At 73.1% G+C, this 20473-nt stretch carries 15 protein-coding genes; 2 read left to right on the top strand and 13 right to left on the bottom strand.

The window, feature by feature from the left end:
- Positions 1-3: 3 nt before the first annotated feature.
- Positions 4-1401 carry a condensation domain-containing protein gene (locus OTB16_RS13160; protein WP_267720317.1) on the bottom strand — a complete coding sequence of 466 codons (1398 nt, stop codon included), beginning with the start codon at positions 1399-1401 and terminating at the stop codon, positions 4-6.
- Between the two features lie 5 nt (positions 1402-1406).
- Positions 1407-2711: a condensation domain-containing protein gene (locus OTB16_RS13155; RefSeq protein WP_267720316.1), complete on the bottom strand. Its 1305-nt coding sequence runs from the start codon at positions 2709-2711 to the stop codon at positions 1407-1409.
- 262 nt (positions 2712-2973) lie between these two features.
- On the opposite strand from OTB16_RS13155, the gene OTB16_RS13150 reads away from it, so the two are divergent.
- Positions 2974-3630 (top strand): aspartate/glutamate racemase family protein, encoded by a 657-nt coding sequence (locus OTB16_RS13150; protein WP_384126824.1) that lies wholly within the window; start codon positions 2974-2976, stop codon positions 3628-3630.
- 119 nt (positions 3631-3749) lie between these two features.
- On the opposite strand, the gene OTB16_RS13145 is transcribed toward OTB16_RS13150, so the two are convergent.
- Complete coding sequence (locus OTB16_RS13145; RefSeq protein ID WP_267720314.1) at positions 3750-5060, bottom strand: aminotransferase-like domain-containing protein; 1311 nt, start codon at positions 5058-5060, stop codon at positions 3750-3752.
- A 126-nt stretch (positions 5061-5186) separates the two neighbouring features.
- Between OTB16_RS13145 and OTB16_RS13140 the strand changes: the two genes are divergently transcribed.
- Complete coding sequence (locus OTB16_RS13140) at positions 5187-5954, top strand: thioesterase II family protein (protein ID WP_267720313.1); 768 nt, start codon at positions 5187-5189, stop codon at positions 5952-5954.
- 10 nt (positions 5955-5964) lie between these two features.
- Here OTB16_RS13140 and OTB16_RS13135 read toward each other — a convergent pair whose 3' ends face one another.
- The 10 genes from OTB16_RS13135 to OTB16_RS13090 all read right to left on the bottom strand — a co-directional run bounded on the left by OTB16_RS13135 (position 5965) and on the right by OTB16_RS13090 (position 20470).
- Positions 5965-6822 (bottom strand): amidohydrolase family protein, encoded by an 858-nt coding sequence (locus OTB16_RS13135; protein WP_267720312.1) that lies wholly within the window; start codon positions 6820-6822, stop codon positions 5965-5967.
- A 31-nt stretch (positions 6823-6853) separates the two neighbouring features.
- Positions 6854-8791 (bottom strand): beta-galactosidase trimerization domain-containing protein, encoded by a 1938-nt coding sequence (locus OTB16_RS13130; protein ID WP_267720311.1) that lies wholly within the window; start codon positions 8789-8791, stop codon positions 6854-6856.
- A complete protein-coding gene (locus OTB16_RS13125; protein ID WP_267720310.1) occupies positions 8776-9924 on the bottom strand; it encodes a DegT/DnrJ/EryC1/StrS family aminotransferase in 1149 nt (382 codons plus the stop codon). The genes OTB16_RS13130 and OTB16_RS13125 overlap by 16 nt, the downstream gene beginning before the upstream one ends.
- On the bottom strand, positions 9921-10676 hold the full coding sequence (locus OTB16_RS13120; RefSeq protein ID WP_267720309.1) for a nucleotidyltransferase family protein: 756 nt from the start codon (positions 10674-10676) through the stop codon (positions 9921-9923). The genes OTB16_RS13125 and OTB16_RS13120 overlap by 4 nt, the downstream gene beginning before the upstream one ends.
- A complete protein-coding gene (locus OTB16_RS13115; protein WP_267720498.1) occupies positions 10673-11752 on the bottom strand; it encodes a glycosyltransferase family 4 protein in 1080 nt (359 codons plus the stop codon). Before OTB16_RS13115 ends, OTB16_RS13120 begins: the two co-directional genes overlap by 4 nt.
- A 5-nt stretch (positions 11753-11757) precedes the next feature.
- Positions 11758-12744 carry an NAD-dependent epimerase/dehydratase family protein gene (locus OTB16_RS13110; protein ID WP_267720308.1) on the bottom strand — a complete coding sequence of 329 codons (987 nt, stop codon included), beginning with the start codon at positions 12742-12744 and terminating at the stop codon, positions 11758-11760.
- Positions 12737-14041 (bottom strand): nucleotide sugar dehydrogenase, encoded by a 1305-nt coding sequence (locus OTB16_RS13105; protein WP_267720307.1) that lies wholly within the window; start codon positions 14039-14041, stop codon positions 12737-12739. Before OTB16_RS13105 ends, OTB16_RS13110 begins: the two co-directional genes overlap by 8 nt.
- A 46-nt stretch (positions 14042-14087) precedes the next feature.
- Positions 14088-15098, bottom strand: a complete 1011-nt coding sequence (locus OTB16_RS13100) for a hypothetical protein (RefSeq protein WP_267720306.1) — start codon at positions 15096-15098, stop codon at positions 14088-14090.
- Positions 15099-15317: 219 nt separating this feature from the next.
- Positions 15318-16889, bottom strand: a complete 1572-nt coding sequence (locus tag OTB16_RS13095) for an amino acid adenylation domain-containing protein (protein ID WP_267720305.1) — start codon at positions 16887-16889, stop codon at positions 15318-15320.
- Between the two features lie 35 nt (positions 16890-16924).
- A complete protein-coding gene (locus OTB16_RS13090; protein WP_267720304.1) occupies positions 16925-20470 on the bottom strand; it encodes an amino acid adenylation domain-containing protein in 3546 nt (1181 codons plus the stop codon).
- Between the last annotated feature and the right edge of the window lie 3 nt (positions 20471-20473).

Genomic DNA, 20473 nt, shown 5'->3' with positions numbered 1-20473 from the left:
CTGCTACGCCTCCTCGAGGTCGTCGTTGAATCCGGAGCCGAAGGGGTCGGCGGGCGGTGCCCCGAGGGAGAGGGCGGAGACCCGGGTGCCCGGTTCGGCGCATGCGTCGGCGAGCAGGGCGAGGTACTGCCCGGCGAGCCGCTCGGCCGTGGAACGGTCGAACAGGTCGGTGTTGTACTCCAGTTGTCCGCGCAGCTCGTGCTCGGACTGGAAGAGGTCCAGGCGCAGGTCGAAGATCGAGGTGGTGCGGACGTCCTCGCGCAGGGCCATGACGAGTCCGGCGAACTCGACGTTCCGGCGGCGCGGCGGGATGTTCTGGAGGATGAACATCACCTGGAACAGGGGGTTGCGGTGCGGGACCCGCTCGGGCTTGAGTTCTTCCACCAGGACCCGGAACGGCAGGTCGCGGTGGACGAAGGCGTCGAGCGAGGACCGGCGCACCCGGGTGAGCAGCTCCGCGAAGGTGGGGTCGTCGGCGAGCTCGGTGCGCATGACAAGGGTGTCGGCGAAGTAGCCGACCACCGGCGACCATTCGGGCCTGTCGCGGTTGCCGACGGGGGTGCCGAGGAGGACGTCGCTCTGGCCCGACCAGCGGGAGAGCAGGACGCCGAACCCGGCGAGGCAGGTCATGAAGAGGCTGGCGCCGGCGGCGCGGCCCAGCGCGGTCAGCTCCAGGTGCAGGTCCTGCGGGACCGTGAAGGCGTACCGGTCGCCGCGGAAGGTGGCCTCGGCGGGCCGGGGCCGGTCGGTGGGCAGGTCCAGGGCGGTGGGGGATCCGGCGAGCCGTTCGCCCCAGTAGGACACCAGCTTGTCGCGGCGGGGTCCGGCCAGCCGCTCGCGCTGGCGTACCGCGTAGTCGGCGAACTGCCGCTCCAGCGGTGCGTGTTCCACTTCGGTGCCGGTGACGGCGGCGGCGTAGAGGTCGGCGACCTCCTGGATCAGGACCTGGAGGGACCAGCCGTCGGCGATGATGTGGTGCATCACGAAGACCATGACGTGCTCGTCGGGGCCCGTACGGATGAGCCGGACCCGGAAGAGCGGTGCGGCGGCCAGGTCGAAGGGTACGTGTACCTCCTCGCTGACGAGGCGGTCGGCGGCGGCCGCGCGCTCGGGCTCCGGCAGGCCGGTGAGGTCGGAGACGGCCAGGGGTACGGGCACGTCGTCGACGAGGACCTGGGAGGGGACGCCGTCGACCTCGGTGACGGCGGTGCGCAGCATGTGCTGGCGGTCCATGGTGCGCGCGAGGGCGGTGTGCAGCGCGCCGGTGTCGAGCGGGCCGGTCAGGGTCCAGGTCGCGGTGGTGTTGTAGAAGGCACTCCCGGGGTCGAGTCGGGTCAGGAACCACAGCTGTTCCTGGGTGAGGGAGAGCGGTGCGAGCTGGTGGCTCTGGCCGTCGGGCATCGGGGTCACACCTTCGTGGCGATCGGGTGCAGGGCGCTCGTGAGGACCTGCTGGAGGTCGTCGAGCAGGCTCTGCGCGGCTTCGTCGTCGTACTGGGCGGGGTCGTGGGTCAGCAGGGCCCGCAGCGACCCGTCGTCCTCGTAGAAGCCGAGGTCGAGGTCGAAGGCGCTGAACGGGTCGTGGTTGATGAGGGTGGCTTCCAGCCCGTCGAGGGCCGGGGGCACCTCGGGGGTGGACTGGAAGGAGACGCAGACGTTCACCACGGGGCGGCTGCCGCGGCGCTGGAGGCCCAGGTCGGCGACGAGCCGTTCGAACGGCACGGTGCGGTGGACGTAGGCGCCGAGGGTGCTGCGGCGTACGGCCTGGAGCAGGCTCCGGAAGTCGGCGTTCTCGGGGACGCGGGTGCGCAGCGGGAGCAGGTTCACGAGGAAGCCGACGGTGTGCTCGAACTCGGGCCGGCCGCGGAAGCCGGCGCGGGTGCCGACGAGGATGTCGTGGGCGCCGGTGTGGCGGTGCAGCAGGCTGGTGAACGCCGTGAGCAGGACCATGTACGGGGTGGCGCGTTCGCGCGCGGCGAACTCGCGGAGGCCGTCGTAGAGCGGCTGGGGGAAGGTCAGCCAGCGGGTGGCGACGGGTCCGCGGCGTGCGGGCCGGTCTTCGCGGGGGCGGGCCAGGGCGAGTTCGGGGAGCGGGGTGACGCCCTCCAGTTCGCGCCGCCAGTAGGCGAGTTCGCGGGTGGCGGCGGGGCTTTCCAGCCATTCCCGCTGCCAGCGGACGAACGCCGCGTACTGGGTGGTGACGGGTTCCAGCGGGGAGGGACGGCCGGCCAGGCGGGCCGCGTAGAGGCGCTCCAGCTCGCGGAAGAGGACCGACCACCAGGAGACCGCGTCCGAGACGATGTGGTGCGTGGTGATGCGGACGACGTGTTCGCGGGGGCCGAGCCGGTGGAGCGCGGCTCTGACCACCGGGCCGCGGGCCAGGTCGAAGCGGGCGTCCTGGTCCTCCCGCAGCAGTCGCTCGAGCTCCGACTCCCTTTCTGCGGGCGGGAGTTCGGAGAGATCGGTGAGCGGCACGGCCAGTCCCGCCCGGTCCGCGGGGACGACCTCCTGCGCGGGGCGGCCGCCGGTGACCGGGAAGCGGGTGCGCAGGGCCTCGTGGCGGCCGACGAGCTCCCGGAGGCTCCACCGCAGGGCGTCCGCGTCGAGGTCGCCGACCAGGCGGAAGGTCATCGGGTCGACGAAGGAGGTGCCCGAGAACCGCTCCAGGAACCACATGCCCTGCTGGGCGTGGGTCAGCTGAAATTCCGCCATTGACCGCAACCTCACTTTCCTTGCCGGAGCGTCCCCGAATTAGCCTTCATTCGGCGGGGCCGCCATCCAAACACACCGGTGATCATGTCCGCAAGGGTGGCCGACCGGATGAAGCGGAGGGCCCAATTGGGCTTCCGAACACAGGAATCCAATGGCATGGTGTGTAGTACGATCCCGCCATGAGTTCGCTGGTGAAGAATCTCCGAGAGAAATCCTCATGAATCTCCGCACACCTGTCAGAACTCTCGGAGTTCTGGGTGGAATGGGCCCTTCCGCAACAGCTGAATTCCTTCGCGTCTTCGCCGCGAAAGCCCCGGCGACCACGGACCAGGAACATCCCCGCGTCATTCTCCTGTCCGATCCGGGCATACCCGACCGGACGGCCTCGCTCGTCGCGGGTGACGAAGCGCCTTTGGTCCCGCTCCGCGAGGGCCTGCACACCCTGGCCGGATGGGGCGCCGGACTCCTCGCCGTGCCCTGCAACACCGCCCACGCCTTCATCGACCGCTTCCGCGCCGAACTTCCGGTACCGGTCGTCCACATCATCGACGCCACGCTGCTGGCGGCGATGCGGACCAGCCCCGAGGGCAGCTGGCTGGCGGCCACCACCGGAACCGTCCTGAGCGGCCTCTACCAGCGCCGCGCCGAGGAACTCGGCCACCCGCTGTTCGTCCCGGGCGGTGACGTGCAGGAACTGGTCCACGAGGCCAGCGTCCTCATCAAGGCGGGCCGCTCGGCCGCGGCCGGCGCCGTCTACGCCGAGGCCGTGCGGAACCTCCGCGAGAAGATCGACGCGCCGGTGCTGGCCGCCTGCACCGAACTCCCGCTGGCCCACGCGGCCGCCGGCCTTCCGGCGGAGCAGATGGTCTCCAGCCTGGACGCCCTGGCCGACGCCTGTCTGGCCGAGCTCTACCGCTGACGCCCGCCCCGGGACCCCGCCGCGCCCGGGGTCCCCGCGCGCCCGGCGGCGCCGGACAGCACCGTGTCCCGCCCGGCGGCCCCGGGCGGGAAACGGCGGCCCCGCGGTGGGGCGGACGGTCACGAGCGGTGGGCGACGAATGCGGCGAGCCGGTCGAGCCCCTCGTTTATCGAAGCCGGTGTCAGAACGCTGAAGGAAAGCCGCATCTGCCGGAATCCACCGGCGCCCGCATAGAAGTGGTACATCGGAGTCCACAACACCCCGAAGCGCTCCGCGGACACCTCGAGCGCTTCCTCGTCGGCCCGGAAGGGGACGGTGAGGACCACGAACATTCCGCCGTCGGGCGCATTCCATTCGACGCCGCCCCTTTCGGCGGCCGAGGCCCCGGGGAATCGCGCGGCGAGCCCGGACAGGACGGCCCCGAGGTTCTCCCGGTAGACGGCGGCCTCGCGGAACACCGCCTTCTCCACGCTGCACCCGTGCTCCAGCAGGAAGCCTCCGATGACCGCCTGGGCGACCGTGGAGGTGTTCAGGGTGAGCATGCTCTTGAGCTTCGCGAGCTCGTCCGCGAGCATCCCGGCGCCGCTGCCGCCCTCGACCGGCTGGTCCGCCACCACATAGCCCACCCTCGCCCCGGCGAAGGCCGACTTGGCGAACGAGCCCAGGTAGACCACCCGGTGGTGCTCGTCCATCGACTTGACGGTCGGCGGCCGGCCGCCGCTCGTGCGGAACATCGAGTACGGGTTGTCCTCCAGGAGCAGAATGTCCTCCTCCTCGGCGATCCGCAGCACTGCCAGGCGCCGCTCCGCCGTCATCGACACGCCCCCGGGGTTGGCGAAGTCGGGCACCAGGTAGCAGGCACGCGGGCGCAGGCCCTCGGCCCGCGCGGCCCTGATCTGGCGGACCAGGTCCTCCGGGTCGACGCCGTCGGCGCCCTCGAACACCGGGCGCACCGGCATGTCGACCAGCCGGGCCGCGCCGATGAAGCCGACGTAGGTGGGTGCGGGGGCGAGGACCACGTCCCGCTCGTCGCGGCGCAGCGCCCGCAGGACCAGGACCATCGCCTCCTGGCAGCCGGTGGTGACCACCACCGACTCCGGGTGGACGCGCAGTCCCTCGTCCGCCTCCAGGTGCCGGGCGACGAGGTGGCTGATCGTGCCCTTGGTACGGCCGTACTGGAAGAGCGTGCGCCGGACTTGCTCGGGGCTCTGCCCGAGGTCCGTCTCCAGGTGTCTGCGGAACACCCCGATGTGCCGCTGGAGCGAATCGGGATCCTGGAACCCCTCGTAGGGGCGGCCGGCGGCGAAGCTGACCGCGGCGGGGAAACGGCCGGTGATCTCGTTGAGCAGGGTCATGGACGTCAGAGCCGGATCGCTCAGCGAGCTGTGCAAGTCGCCCAGGGCCAGCGGTCGGAGGGATGTGGTGTGCACGGCGTCACCTGCCGGTCTTACGGGGCCCCGCGGGACGCGGGGCGGGCGGACGGGGTGAGGGGTCCCGGCGGTGCGGACACCGCCTAGGCTGTGGAGCGAACGGCACCGGGCAACAAGGAGGTTGGCGTGGCGCTCCATGGGGCTCCCGAAGCGGAGCAGTGGTTCAGGCACCGGCAGGCGCCGGCCCCGCACGTCCGGCTGGTCTGCTTTCCCCACGCCGGGGGCGCGGCGAGCGCGTACCGCGACTGGGGCCCGCTGCTGCCGCCCGGGGTGGATCTGCTGGCGGTGCAGTATCCGGGCCGGCAGAACCGGATGAAGGAACGCTGCGTGGAGGACATGGCGGAGCTGGCGGACCGGATCGCGGCGGCCCTGGCCCCGTACCTGGGGCTGCCGCTGGCCTTCTTCGGCCACAGCATGGGCTCCTCGGTGGCGTACGAGGTGGCCCTGAGGCTGGAGCGGCGCAGCGGGCTCGTGCTGGAGCGGCTGTTCGCCTCGGGCCGGGCCGCGCCGCACCGGGTGGCGCCCGGACCCGTCCGGCCGCCGGACGACGCGGGGCTGGTGGCTTCGGTGCGCCGGCTCGGTGCGCAGGACGCCGCCGCCTACGACGACCCCGACCTGCTGCCTCTGCTGCTGCCGTCGCTGCGCGCGGACCACCGGCTGATCAACGCGTACCGCCCGGAGCGGCCGGTGCCGCTGTCCGCCCCGGTGACCGCCCTCGGCGGGGACAGCGACCCGGCCTGCCCGGTCGGGGAACTCGCCGGCTGGGCGGAGCTGACCACCGCGGACGCGCGGCAGCGCGTCTTCCCCGGCGGGCACTTCTACCTCGTGGAGCACCGGGAGGAACTCGTTCCCCTGGTCGGCGCTCACCTGGCGGGCGCCCCGCTGCACGGCTGACCGGGGCCCGTCATCCGAGGAGCCGTGCCGCGGTGCCGCCCATCAGCGCCAGGTGCTCCCCGGGGGTCAGCGGGGCGCCGTCGGGCCACGGCTCCGGGTCCCGGGCCAGCTCGGCCATCCGGGCCACCGAGTCGGTCATCGTGGCGAACGGGTAGTCGGTGCCCCACAGCAGCCGGTCCAGCACGCCGGCCTTGCGGGCGTGCGCGAGCGCCGCGGCCACCGTGGGGGCCGGCCGGTACGACCCGAAGATCGAGAGGTCGGCGTAGAGGTTGGCGTGCCGGGCCAGCAGCTCGACGCACGGGCCGGTCCACGGGGTGCCCAGGTGGGCGAGGATCAGGGTGAGCCCGGGGAAGTCGCGGGCGACCGGCTCCAGGAGCAGCGGGGAGAAGTACCGGGCGTCGGCCTTCTTCGACGGGGTGTACCCGGTGTGCACCAGCACCGGGAGGCCCAGCTCCTCGGCCGTGGCGTACACGTCGTACCAGAGCGGGTCGGCCGGGGACATCCGCAGGTAGCAGGGGGCGGTCTTCAGCCCGCGCAGGCCCAGGTCTGCCACCGCGTGCCGGAGGTCGGCGGCGGCTCCGGGGCGGCCGGCGTCCACCGAGGCGAAGCCGACGAACCGGCCGGGGTGTCGGGCGCACATCGCGGCGACGAACTCGTTCGGCACGGAGAAGCCCTCGACCCGGCTGACCTCGAAGGCCAGCAGGAACGCCGTGTCGACCCCGGCGGCGTCCATCTCCGCGATCAGCTTGGCCTCGGGAGCCGACAGGGACTGCGGTGGCATTCCGGTGGTCGCCATCATCTGGTCCGCGAACTCGGCGGTGTAGTGGCGGTGGTACTCACCGGCGTGGACATGGGAATCGATGATCACGTGGGGCCGTTCCGTTCGGTGCGGGGGTGGTTCAGGCGGTTCCGGTGGTTCCTGCGGTTCCGGTGGTTCCTGCGGTTCCGGTGCTTCCCGCGGTTCCGGTGCTTCCCGCGGTTCCTGCGTGCCAGTGGACGAGGCGTACGCCCTTGGGTTCCAGGACGACCTCGGTGGCGGGTCCCGCCGGGGCTCCGGCCCGGAGCAGGGTGGTGCGTACGGCGACGGGCGCGTGGTTGACCACGACGGCGCAGCGCTCGTCGCCCCGGTGCAGGACGGTCGTCTCGACGGCCGGCTCGTCCGCGGTGATCTCCGGTTCGATGCCGGCGGCCCGGGCGAGTCCCGCGTACAGCAGGTGCCAGGGCGCCTCCTCCAGCCGGTAGGGGGCATTGATGCCCTCTTCCAGCGGGGCGCTCAGGTGGTAGGCGGTGCCCAGGCCGTGCCGGTTGCGGGTCAGCGCGGGCGCGCCCGAGGGGAAGGCGGCGAGGACGTCGGCGCCGACGGACTCCAGGACCGGGATCTGGCCGGGCGGGCGGTGCACGGGGTAGCGGATGCCCTGCCAGGTGAAGGAGTCGGCGGCCGCCGGGTCGAGGGTGTAGTCGCGGATCCGGACGCCGAACAGTTCCTCGCCGCCGAAGGCGTGGAGCAGGTCCCCCGTGGTGTAGAGCAGGGTGCCGCCGCCGGCCACGTACGCCGTCAGCCGCTGCTGGTCGGGCAGGGAAAGGTGCCGTACGGAGGGGCAGACGACCAGGGCGTGCCGGTCCAGGGCGTCCGGCCGTGCGAACGCGTAGGGCAGGTGGGCGCGCTGGAGCAGCAGATGGGCGTAGAAGCCGGCGGCCTCGCCGGAGCCGCCGGTGGCGAGGTAGGCGGCGTCGCCGGGGTCGGCCTCGGGCAGGAAGACGCCGACGGCGGGCGGGCCGGGGGTGAAGCCGGCGAGTTCGCCGGTGGCCCGGGCCGCGAACTCCCGGTAGGCGTCCATGGCGGGCTTGAGCCTGCCGTCGGCGTCCACGAGCCCGACGAAGCGCTCGTTGGGCCGCAGCGCGTAGGGCTTGTCCTGCGTGGTGAAGTCCTGCCAGCACCACACGGCGGTGCCGGCCGCGCCGGCCGCGAAGGCGCTGTGCGCGGTGGCCCGCAGGTAGCGGGCGGCCGTGGCCTCGTCGCACCCGTAGCTGCCGAGCTCGTCGACGAGTACGGCCGTCTCGGCGCGGCCCCGGCGGACCAGGTAGGGGACGAACGAGCTGGCCTTGACCGAGTCGACGGCCTCGATGTGGAAGGGGGTCCACACGGGGAAGCCGTGCAGGCCGACGAGGTCGAGCGGGCCCGCGTTCTCGGGGCGGAAGGCGTGGCCGCCGGTGACCGCGCTGGCCTCGTTGGCCTGGAGGACCAGGGCGGCGCGGTCGGCTCCGCGGATCGCCGCGGCGAGCAGCGCCCACCAGCGGCGGACCTCCTCGGGGGAGAGGGCGGCGGACGCCGCGGAGTCCACGTGGATGACCTCGTCGCCCAGGTCGTAGGCGAGGACGTTCGGGGCGTCGGCCAGTGCTCCCGCGATGTGCTCGACGAAGGCGCGCTGGCGCTCGACCATGGCCTCGTCGTGCCACAGGTCGCGGCCGCCGCGCCACGGGGGGTCGAACCGCTGGCCGTTCATCCAGATGGTGAGCAGCGACGGCAGGCAGTACAGCCCGTGGCGCTCGGCGATCCGGGCCAGTTCGCGCAGCCGGCCGGTCTTCTCGGTGTCGTACACGCCTTCGGCGGGTTCGAAGTCGGCCCAGAAGACGAAGAACCGGACGGTGTTGAAGCCGAGTTCGGCCATCCGGCGGAAGTCGGCGTCCAGGACCTCGGGATCCCACTTCTCCCAGTAGGCGCAGCCGGCCCGTGAGGGGTGGTAGTTGAACCCGGCGGCGAAGAACGGGCGGCCCTCGCGGTGCAGGGCGCCGCCGGCGAGGGTGAGGCGGGTCGTGGGGGCTACGGCGCCGGCCATGCCTGCCTCACCGCCTCGACGACCAGGGCGGCGTCGTCGGCGTCCATGCCCGCGTACAGCGGCAGGCTGAGCTGGGCGTCGGTGACGCGTTCGGTGACGGGCAGGTCGCCGCGGCCGGTGCCGAACCGCTCGCGGTAGGCGGTGAAGAGGTGGCTGGGCGGGTAGTGCACGCCGGTCTGGATGCCGGCGCCCTTGAGCCGTTCCTGGATCTCCGCCCGGTTCGTGCCGTCGGGCAGCAGGACGGCGAAGAGGTGGTGGGCGCTCTCCTGTACGGGGCGCCCGGCGAACGGGACGGTGATGCCGGGCAGGTCGGCGAGGTGCTCCCGGTAGTGGCGCACCACGGCCTGGCGGCGCTCCTGGGCGGCGGGCAGGCCCGCGAGCTGGACCCGGCCCAGTGCGCTGCTGATCTCGGTGGGCCGGTAGTTCAGGCCGAAGCCGTCCACGTCGTAGACGGAGGGTCCGCCGCGGTGGCGGTCCTGGGCGCTGACGGTGAGGGCGTGCGAGCGCAGCGCGCGGATCCGGGCGAGGAGCCCGGGGTCGCGCGCGACGACCATGCCGCCCTCGCCGGTGGCGAGGTTCTTGGTGGCGAAGAAGCTGTAGCAGCCGATGTCGCCGACGGTGCCGAGCACTCCGTGCGGGGTCCGGGTGGCCGGGGCGTGCGCGGAGTCCTCGATCAGGGGGATGCCATGGGCGCGGGCCAGCTCGGCGAGCGCGGTCAGATCGGCCGCGTGGCCGCCGTAGTGCATGGTGACGATCGCCTTGGTGCGCGGGGTGATGCGGCGGGCGGCGTCGGCGGGGTCCAGGCACAGGTCGTCGCCGGAGGTGATGTCGGCGAACACCGGGGTGGCGCCCGCCAGGGTGACGGTGGCGGCGGCGGACACGAAGCTGAGGGAGGGCATGATCACTTCGTCGCCGGGGCCTATGCCCAGGGCGAGGACCGCCAGGTGCAGGGCGGCGGTGCCGTTGCTGACCGCGACCGCTCCGTGTACGCCCAGGGTCTCGGCGTAGCGGGCTTCGAAGTCCTGGGTGACGGGTCCGGTGGAGAGCCAGTTGGAGCGCAGGACCTCGGCGACGGCCTCGGCCTCGGCGGGGCCCGTCTCGGGGCGGTAGAGGGGGACCTTCCAGTCGTTCATCGGCGTACGGCCTCCTGCCGGGCGGTGTGGTCCGGGGCCGGTTCGTCGGCGCCGAGGTAGCGGGCCCGGTCGGCGCGGAAGGCGCGCTCGGCGCGCTCCAGTTGTTCGGGGGTGCCGATGTCGCGCCATTCGCCGTCGAAGACGTAGCCCTCGATGCGTTCGCCCGCCGCGCGGGCGGTCTCCAGCAGGGCGGGCATGTCGTGGCGGCCGGAGGGCGGCAGGAAGCGCAGGAGTTCGGGTGCCAGGACGTAGATGCCGCCGCTGACGAGGAAGTCCATCCGGGGCTTCTCGCGGAAGTCGACGACCTGGCTGTCCTGGTCGATGCGGACGACGCCGTGGGCGATGTCGATGGTCTGCGGTGCGAGGGCGATGGTGGCCGCGGCTCCGGACTTCTTGTGGCTGGACCACAGGTCGGCGAAGTCGATGTCGGTGAGCAGGTCGGCGTTCATGACCAGGGTGGCGTCCTCGAAGGGTTCCAGCAGGGCCAGCGGGCCCGCCGTTCCCAGGGGCTCGGTCTCGAGGCGGAAGTCGAGTTCCAGGCCCTCCCAGTGGCTGCCGCCAAAGCTGTCCTCGATCATGTGGGCGCGGTAGCCGAGGGAGAGCGTGACGTGGGTGAACCCGGCGTTCTTCAGCTGGCGCAGGATGATGTGGAGGATCGGCATGCCGTCCACGGGCATGAGGGGTTTGGGGACGGTCAGGGTGGCCGGGCGCAGCCGGCGCCCTTCTCCCCCTGCCAGTACGACTGCTTTCATCGGGCCCCCTCCTTGTGGCGCTGTGCGGAAACGAGAGCGGTGTAGACCTCGTGGACGCGGTCGGTGACCGCGTCCCAGGTCAGCTCGCGGCGGAGCTTTTCGTTGCCCTGCTGTCCCATCCGGATCCGTTCGGCCGGATCGTCCAGCAGCCGGACGACGGCGCCGGCGACGGGGCCGGGGGCGGCGGCGACCAGGAGGCCGTCGCGGCCGTGGCGGACGACCTCCTCGCTGCCGGCGAAGTCGGAGCCGATGACGGGCTTGGAGCAGGCCCAGGCCTCGGCGTAGACGAGCGGGAAGACGTCCACCGTGGACGGCAGGCACACCAGGTCGCAGGCTTCCAGGGCGCTGTGCTTGTCGTCCTCGTCGACCAGGCCCAGCTCGATGACGCGGGGGTCGGCGTGGGCGGCGAACTGCTCCAGGCAGTCCTCGTCCCAGCGCGGTCCCACGAACACCAGGCGGGTCTCGGGGTGCCGCTCCCAGATCGCCCGCGCGGCCTCCAGGAGCACGGTGTAGCCCTTGGAGCGCATCTTGCGGCCGAGGAAGAGCACCATGGGGCCCGTGATGCCGTGGGCCCGCCGGAACCGTTCGGGGTCCGGTGTGCCGGGCAGGTGCGGGCCCTGGGCGACGAGGTGCAGCGACTCGGGCCGGACGCCCTCACCCGCCAGCATGTCCCGTTCGGCGCCGGTGAGGACGAAGACGGCGTCCGCGGCGCGGCAGGCGTCGAGCACGGCTTCCCGGTCGGGCCAGACCCCCGGCGCGGAGGCGGGGGTGACGGCGAACGGGACGTCCCAGGCGCGGGCCAGTTCCAGGCCGGCCCGCAGGTCCTCGGGGTGGAAGGCGTCGAAGGCGTGCACCACGTCGGGCCGGTCGGCCCCGGCGAGGTCGGCGGCCCGCGGCAGCGGCTCCGTCCGGACGCCGACGCCCGCCATGAACCGGGCGGAGTCCTCGTCGAGGCGCCCGGCGTGCAGGCGGACGTCGAGTCCTCGCCGGGCCATGCCCTCCGCGAGGTACTGCATCATCAGTTCCGCTCCCGCGCGCGCCGGGAAGTACCCCCGGTGGACGTAGCGCACGCGCATCGTGCTCACCGCTCCTTCGCGGCGCGTGCGGCGATGTCCTGCGCGTACCACTCGTAGGTGCGGCGCAGGCCCTCGGCGAGGTCGACCTTCGGTGCGGCGCCGGTCAGTTCGCGCAGCCGGGCGAGGTCCGGGAGGCGGCGGGCCGGGGAGAGCGGCGGTGCCGGGTGGACGTCGGTGGCCGGGGACCGGCCGGCCGTCTCGAAGACCTTGCGGGCGAGGTCCTCGATGAGGATCTCCTCCTGGTCGTTGCCGATGTTGACCAGCAGGGTCTCCTTGGTGGGGAGCGCGGTCAGCGCGGCGATGGCGTCGGCGGCGTCGGTCACGTAGCAGAAGGCGCGGGTCTGGTCGGCCCCGTAGATGGCGAACGGGTCCGCGCCGCCCTCCAGGCGCTCGATGAACTGCGGGATCACGTGCTCGTACCCCATGCGCGGGCCGTACACGTTGTGGAAGCGCACCATGCGCAGCGCGAACCCGTGGGCCCGGGCGTAGTTGCGGCACAGCAGTTCGCCGGCGATCTTGCTGAAGCCGTAGCTGGAGCGTGCCACGGTGGGGTCGGAGACGACCAGGGGGACGTCCTCGCCGGTGGGGACCTCGGCGACGCCGGCCTCGACGCTGCCGGCGTACGCCTCGCTGGAGGAGGCGAAGCACAGGGTGGCGTCGGGGAGGGTGGTGAACCAGTCGAGGACGTGGATCGTCGACAGGAGGTTGGTCCGCAGCACGCGCTGCGGTTCCTCGTTGGAGTAGACGACTCCGACGACGGCCGCGAGATGGTAGACCTCGCTGTAGTCCCCGTCGAGCAGTCCGTCGGGGACGGGGGTGGTCAGGTCGTGCTCGACGAGCCTGACGTGCGGGCGCACGGCGGCCAGCCGGTCGTCGGAGCGGCCGCGGCTGAAGTCGTCGAGGAGCGTGACGTCACAGGTGGCGACGAGCTTCTCGGCGAGGTGCAGGCCGATGAAGCCGGCACCTCCGGTGATCAGGACCTTCTTACGCAACTCCGAGCCTCATTACGTTCGTCGAGGGCGGCAGGACCCGCCAGGTGTCGTAGACCAGGGCGGGCTGGGCCATCCTGGGGATCAGGTCGTCGGCGTCCAGGTCGCGGTAGCCGAGGTGGTCGTTGAGGATGAGCACGGCGTGGGAGCCGGTGAAGCCCTCCTCGATCGTGACGGGCCGGACGCCGAGCGCGGCGATCCGCTCGTCCGGGACCGCGAAGTCGTGGCCGACGATCTCGCCGACCCGGCCGCGCAGCAGCTCGAGCAGCGGCTCGTACGGGGCGCCGCGCAGGTCGTCGGTCTCCGGGCGGCCCTTGTAGGCGAAGCCGGTGAGCAGGACGGTGGCCGTGGCGGGGTCGCAGCCGGCCTCCCACAGGGCGGCCAGGACGCGTTCGCCGACGCGGCGCGGCATGGACTCGTTCAGCGTGCGTGCGGCGCCGATGAGTTCGGGTACGTGGCCGTGGCCGGCCAGCGAGTGCCGCAGCAGGTAGGGGTCCTTGGTCAGGCAGCTGCCGCCGACGAAGCCGGGCTTGTGGATGTCGGGCCGCGGGTAATCGCGATTGGCGGCGCCGATGACCTCCATGGCGTCCACGCCCAGCTTCTCCGCGATGAGCGCGACCTCGTTGCCGAAGCCGTAGATGAGGTCGGTGTGGCAGTTGCACACCAGCTTGACCAGTTCCGCGGCCTCCAGCGAGGAGACGGGGACGACCTGGTCGGTGACGGTGGCGAAGAGGTCCGCGGCGAGCTTGGCGGCGGACTCGTTCACCGCGCCGACGATCTGCGGCAGCGACAGCAGTTCGGCGAGTGCCTGGCCCTGGATGGTCCGTTCCGGGGCGAAGGCGAGGAGCGGCTCGGCGACGCGGGCGCGCAGGGCCGGCAGGACCAGGTTCCGGGAGGTGCCGACGGGGACCGTGGAGCGGACGATGACCAGGGTGTTCTCGTCGATGCCGGCGGCTATGGACTCGGTCGCGGCGGTGAGGTGGCCGAGGTTCGGCGTGGTGCTGCCGTCCTTGATCGGCGTGCCGACGCAGACGATGACGACCGGCGGGAGCCGGTGTCCCCGGATGTCTGCGGTGACGTGCAGGGTGCCGTCGGCGGCACGGTCGCGGATCAGGTCCTCCACGCCGGGTTCGGCGAGCACCAGCCGGCCCTGGGAGAGCTCGCTCGCCACCGCCGGGTTGGCCTCGTAGCCGAGAACCCGCTTGCCGGTCGAGAGCAGGGCCGCGGTGAGCGTGACGCCGACGTACCCCATGCCGACGACGCATACGTCGAATTCGTGGAACGGTGTGTGCGATTCCATGTGTGCTTTCCCCCTCATGATGTGGATCGGTCCGGTGTGGCGGACGTCAGCCGACGACCCAGTGGGTCTTCTCCGCGCGGCCGCCGAGCTGCCGCTTCTGGTCGTCCAGGCCCTTTACCTCGGACCCGCCGGCGTCGACCTCCCGAATTCCCTGCGCCCACATGCGCTTGAACACGTTGAGCCAGACGTACTGGGGAATGGCGGTGAATCCCGTGGGGTCCTTGAATATGTCGGTGAGCTTCTCCGGAAAGCGCATCGACATGGTGCAGTAGAGCGCCGCCCGCTTCTCCCCCGTGCGTTCGCCGGCGAAGAACATGACCGGCACCTCCTCCTCGCGGCCCTCGACGGCCATGCCGCCGAGGTAGGCGAAGTAGTCGCGCTCGTTCTCGCCGCCGGGCTTCTGCGTGATCAGCGCCATGTAGTCCTCGGGCGTGGAGCCGACGACCATGCCCTGCTCGCGGCGGGTCGTGAAGTAGCCCTCGACGATGCCGCGCGCCTTGGCCGCCTCCCCGTCGGTGTGGCCGTACGGACGGATCCGGAAGTCGAGGTGGTCGTTGCGCAGGAGGAAGTTCTCGAAGCGGCGGGAGGCGAGCCGGTTCTTGGTCTTGTACTTCCGGTACTCCTCGCCCTGGAGGGTGCGCACCCGCAGTTCCCCGTCCGGCTGCTCCTCGAAGAGCTGGTCGAGGTAGAAGACGCGGTTGGGGTACGTCTCGTCCTCCTCCGGCGCGTCGGGGTGCCACGGGGCGGTGTCCACCGGGGCGAAGCCGGAGTTCAGGAACAGCTCGTGGTCCGCGGGCGAGAGGTGGCGGACGTAGACCGGCGTGGGGGCCAGGCCGGCCTCCCGGATGTCGGCGATGAAGCCGCGCACGGCCTCGACGCGGCCCGGACCCTTGGGGGCCACGATGTGGAGGTGCTTGGCGAGGTGGCCCTCCTTGCTGAAGTAGCCGACCCCGAAGAGGTTCTCCCCGTCGTGGAACACCAGGCCGTTTCGGTAATCGACGCTGGAGCCACGCAGGTTGTACCCGTTGGCGTAGAGCATCAGACCGAGATGCCCCATCGCGAAGGAGCCGTCCTTGAAATTCTGGATGATATCGAAGGATTCCTCGACAGGCCTCAGCTTGTCTCCGAAAAGACTCAGCAACCGCAATTCGAAGTGATGCCGTTCATTGGCCAGGAGACGCATAGATTACTCGACCATTCGATCGTCGGATTACTCGTTCACCATAACGCGCGAAGTGCGGTTGACCAATAGAGTTGATCGCCAACCGCCTTCGTTTCAGCGAAGTTTGACGCGGGTTCGGGCGGCCGGCCTGGGCAGCGCGTTCCGGTCGATCTTTCCGGCCGGCGTGCGCGGGAGCCCGTCCAGCGCGACGAACACGTTCGGCACCATGTACTCGGGCAGGATGCGGCGGACGTGGTCGCGCAGTTCGCCCGCCGCCGGGGCGTCCGGGCCGTCCGGCGTGGTGTAGGCGACCATCCGCGGGCCGCCCGGCAGGTCCTCGCGCACGACGACCGCGGCGTGCACCACGCCGGGATGCGCCGCCAGGGCGTGCTCGACCTCGCCGAGCTCGATCCGGAAGCCGCGGAGCTTGACCTGGTCGTCCCAGCGCCCGAGGAACTCGTACGGCCCGCCGTCCGGGCGGCGCCGGACCCGGTCGCCCGTGCGGTACATCCGGGCGCCGGGCAGCGCCGAGAACGGGTCCGGCAGGAACTTCTCCGCGGTGAGTCCGGGCCTGCGCTGGTAGCCGCGGCTCACCTGCCGGCCGCCGAGGTACAGCTCCCCCGACGCGCCGTCCGGCACCGGCCGCATGTCCTCGTCCAGCACGTAGGCGGCGACGGCGGGCAGGGCGTGGCCGATCGGCACGCCGGGTTCCTCCGCGGTGACGTCGGCGGCGATGGCCACCACGCTGTTCTCGGTCGGGCCGTACATGTTGAAGACGGCGGTGACCCCCGCCTCGCACATCGTCCGCACCAGGGTCCGCGGCAGCGCCTCGCCGCCGGAGAACACCGTACGGGCCCGCCCGGCCAGGCCGCCGAGGGCCGACAGCTGCGCCAGCGCCGACGGGACGCTGGAGACGGTCGCGGCCACCGCGGGGGCGTCGGCGTCGCACACGGCGAACACGTCGTCGGCGAGGACCACCGAACCGCCGGCGCACAGCGGGACGAAGATCTCGTACACGGACACGTCGAACGAGGTGGGGGTGGCCGCGAGGACCGAGTCCAGCCGGTCACGGCCCACCAGGGTGCCCAGCGCCCCCACGAGTTCGGACATGCCGCCGCGGGTCACCATGACGCCCTTGGGGCGGCCGGTGGAGCCCGAGGTGAAGATGACGTACGCCAGCTGGTCCGCGACCGGCCGCGGCCGCGGGCCGGCCGGTGTGGCCGGCCACTGGCCGAGGTCCTCCAGGAGCAGCACGGGCCCGTCGTAGGGCACCGTGCCCACCAGCTCGCGGTGGGTCAGCAGGGCGGCCGCGCCGGAGTCCCCCAGCATGTGCGCGCAGCGGTCCCGGGGGTAGCCGGGGTCCACCGGTACGTAGCCCGCGCCGGCCTTGAGGACCCCGAACAGGGCGGCGACCATCTGGGGGGTCCGTCCGGCCAGGACCGCGACCCGGTCGTCGCGGCCGATTCCGGCCGCGCGCAGCCGGGCCGCGACCCGCTCGGCGGCCTCGTCGAGCTCGCGGAAGGTCCAGGTGCGGGCGGCCCAGGTGAGCGCGGGGCCGTCGGGGTGTTCGGCGGCGCGCGCCTCGAACGCCTCGATGACGTCGGGGACGTGCGGGTCCGTGCCCGCCGCCCCGCCCGTACGGTCCGTGCGGCCCGCGGGTGCGTCGTGCCGGTCGGGCTCTGCCATGGTTCCCCCGTTCGATGAGGTGCTGTCCGGCGGCGTCACCGGGCGCCGCCGCTGATGTCGCCGAGGCGGGCGAGGAGGTCGTCCAGGCTCGCCGTGGCGGGTGCGCGGCGTACGGCCTGGATGCCGGGCCGCGCCGGCGCGGCGGACAGCGCGCCGGGGTCCTCCAGGCGGCGGGCGAGTTCCGCCACGGTCGGTGCCTCGAAGAGCGACCGGATGGCGATCTCCACGCCGAACCGCTCGCGGATGCGGTGGGTGATCACCGTGGCGAGCAGCGAGTGTCCGCCGAGGTCGAAGAAGTCGTCCCGGGCGCCGACCCGCGGGACCTGGAGCACCTCGGCCCAGATCTCCGCGAGCGCCTCCTCGGTGGCTCCGGCGGGCGCCACGTACTCCTCCACGGAGCCGGGCGGCGCCGCCTCGGGCAGCGCTCGCAGGTCGGGCTTGCCGTTGGCCAGCCGGGGCAGTTCGGCCAGCACCGACCAGACCGCCGGGACCATGTGGTCGGGGAGCACCCCGCGGACGTGGCCGCGCAGCTCCCGCGGGTCGAGGGCGGCGGGGGCGGTGCCCGCCGCCGGCACCACGTGGGCCGCCAGGCGCAGCCCCGTCGCGTCGGGCGCCGCGGTGACCACCGCCTCCGCGACCCCCGGGTGGGACCGCAGGGCCGCCTCGACCTCGCCGGGCTCCACGCGGAACCCGCGGATCTGGACCTGCCGGTCGGCGCGGCCCACGAACTGGACGGTGCCGTCGGGGCGGTAGCGGCCGAGGTCGCCGGTGCGGTAGGCGCGCTCGCCGCCGGCGCCGGCGGGCGTGAACCGGTCGGCGGTGGCCTCGGGGGAACCGAGGTAGCCCAGGGCCAGGTACGGGGAGCGCACGTGGATCTCGCCGAGCTCGCCGATGCCGGTCCGCGCTCCAGCCCGGTTGCGCAGCACCAGCTGCGCGCCCTCGATGCCCGGACCGAGCGGGATCTCGGCCGGGACGCCCGCCTCCGCGGGGGAGGCGGGCACCTCGTACGCGCTCATGGCCTGCGGGGTCTCGGTCGCGCCGTAGAAGTTCACGCAGCGGGCGTGCGGGGCGTAGGTCCGGGCCTGCTCGACGTGGCCGCCCAGGAGCCGGTCACCGCTGAAGAAGAGCAGCCGCAGGCTCGTGTTGCGCACCCCGTCGGCCCCCGAGAGGACGAAGTCCAGGGTGGCCGGGGTGAGGTTGGCGACGGTGACGCGCTGCTCGTCCAGCCAGGCGGCGAGCTCGCCGGGCTTGAGCGCGGAGTGGTCGGGGACGTACAGGGCCGCGCCGAGGGCGAGCGGGGTGAACACGTCGCGCAGCATGGGGTCGTGTCCCGGTGCGGACAGCAGCGCGAAGCGGTCCTCGGCGGTCAGGGCGTAGGCGCGGGCGTACCAGTCGACGAAGTGGGCGAGCGGACCGTGGCCGCCGAGCACCGCCTTGGGGCGGCCGGTGGACCCGGAGGTGAACGCCGCGTAGGCGACGGTGTCCGGGCCGGTGGCCGGGGTGGCCGGGCCGGTGGCCGCGGTGGCGCCGTCCCCGGCACCGGGCGCGTCCCCGGCACCGGGCGCGTCCCCGGCACCGGGCGCGGCACCGGCCGCCTCCCCCGCCGCCGAGACCGTGAGGCGGACCGCGGCCGTGGTGGCCAGCGCGGCCTCCAGTTCGGGGGCCGCCTCCGGCGCGCCCGCTCCCGGCGCGGTCACGGCGATCCAGCCGCGCACGCCCGCGGTACGGACCTGCCCGGCCAGCCGGGCGGCGGGCTCGGCGGGGTCGAGGACGACGAAGCCGGCCCCCGCCCCCAGGACGCCGAGCAGGGCCGCCACCAGGCCGGCGCCGCGGGGGCCGTGCACGGCCACGAGGTCGCCCTCGGCGAGGCCCGCCCGGCGCAGGCGTGCGGTGATCCCGGCGGCCCGCTCCGCGAGTTCGCCGTACGTCAGCGACTGGGCCGGGTCCCGCACCGCGAGCGCTTGCGGAGTCCGCGCGGCCCGGAGTGCGAACGACTCGTGCACCGGCCGGTCCCACGCGGCCGGCAGGGGCAGCTCCGGGTCCGGCAGCAGTTCCCGGGCCGCGACCGTGACCAGCGGGTACCGCGCGAGCGTCCGGTCGGCGTCCGCCGCGACCGCGACGAGCAGCGCCCGGTACTGCTCCAGGAGCTCGGCGGCGCGTGCCGCGTCGAACAGGTCGGTGTTGTGGACCAGCGTGAGCGTGCCGCCGTCGGCGCTGACGTAGAGGGTCAGGTCGAACTTGGCGCCGGCCTCGTGCGCGGCGACGATCTCCGCCTCCAGGCCCGGCAGTTGCAGCGGCGGGGAGGACGGGACCATGTTGAAGAAGACCTGGAAGACCGGGGTGCGGTCGAGCCGGCGCTCGGTCTTCAGATCCGCCAGCACGTGTTCGAAGGGGACCTCGCTGTGGGCGTACCCGTCGAGCGCGGTGTCGCGGACCCGGCGCAGGGCGGTGCGGAAGTCCGGGTCGCCGGAGAGGTCGGTGCGCAGGGCGAGCGTGTTGACGAAGCAGCCGATCAGGGGCTCGGTCTCGGAACGGTTGCGGCCGGCCTCCGGGATGCCGACGACGAGGTCGTCCTGACCGCTGTGGCGGGCCACGAGCACCTTGAACGCGGTCAGCATGGTCATGAAGAGGGTGGCGCCCTCCTCCTGGCCGAGCCGCCGGAGGGCCGCGGTGACCTCCGGGTCGAGGCGGCCCCCGGTGCTCGCGGCCCGGAAGGTCTGGACGGCGGGGCGCGGCCGGTCCAGCGGGAGGGCGAGGTCGGCGGGGGCGTCGGCGAGGCGGTCGCGCCAGTGGGCCCGGGACAGCTCCGCACCGGTGGCGTCGCCGCCGAACCGGTCGGCCTGCCAGGTCGCGTAGTCGGCGTACTGCACCTCCAGCGGCGTCAGCGGCGACGCCGCCCCCTCGAGGAAGGCGGTGTAGAGAGCGGCGAGTTCACCGATGAGGACGGACACGGACCAGCCGTCGGAAACGATGTGGTGCATCGTCAGGAGCAGGACGTGCTCCTCGTCGCCGGAGCGCAGCAGGACGGTGCGCAGCAGCGGGCCGGACGCCAGGTCGAAGGGCCGCCGGGCCTCCTCGGCGGCGGCGCCGGCCACCTCCCCGGCGCGGTCCTCCGGCGGCAGGTGCCGTAGGTCGCGTACGTCGAGGGGGATCTCCAGGGTGGCGGCGACGCGCTGCTCGGGGTGGCCCCCGACCGCGTGGAAGGTGGTGCGCAGCACGTCGTGCCGGTCGGTGATCTCCTGGACGCAGCGGCGCAGGACGTCCGCGTCGAGGCGGCCGCGCAGCCTGACCTCGGCGTGCATGCTGTACGCCGCATTGCCGGGGTCCATCTGGTCCAGCAGCCACAGCCGCTGCTGGGCGGCCGAGAGGGGGGCCGGGCCGGTGCCGGTGCGGCGGACGATCGGGTCCGGCGCGGTGCGTGCGCCGAGGAGCGCGATCAGCTCCTCCTTGGCGGCGCCGAGCTCGGTACGGAGTCCGGGGGTGAGGGCTCCGTCGGGCGCGCTGTAGCGGAGCCTGCCGTCCTCGGTCCACAGCCGGATGTCGAGCGTCCGCAGGCGTGCCATCAGGTCGGTCACTGACACTTC

The organism is Streptomyces antarcticus (genome assembly GCF_026627255.1).
GTDB classification, from domain to species: domain Bacteria; phylum Actinomycetota; class Actinomycetes; order Streptomycetales; family Streptomycetaceae; genus Streptomyces; species Streptomyces antarcticus.
The sequence above is the reverse complement of the archived record's forward strand: the minus strand, read 5'-3'. Positions and strand labels throughout refer to the sequence as shown.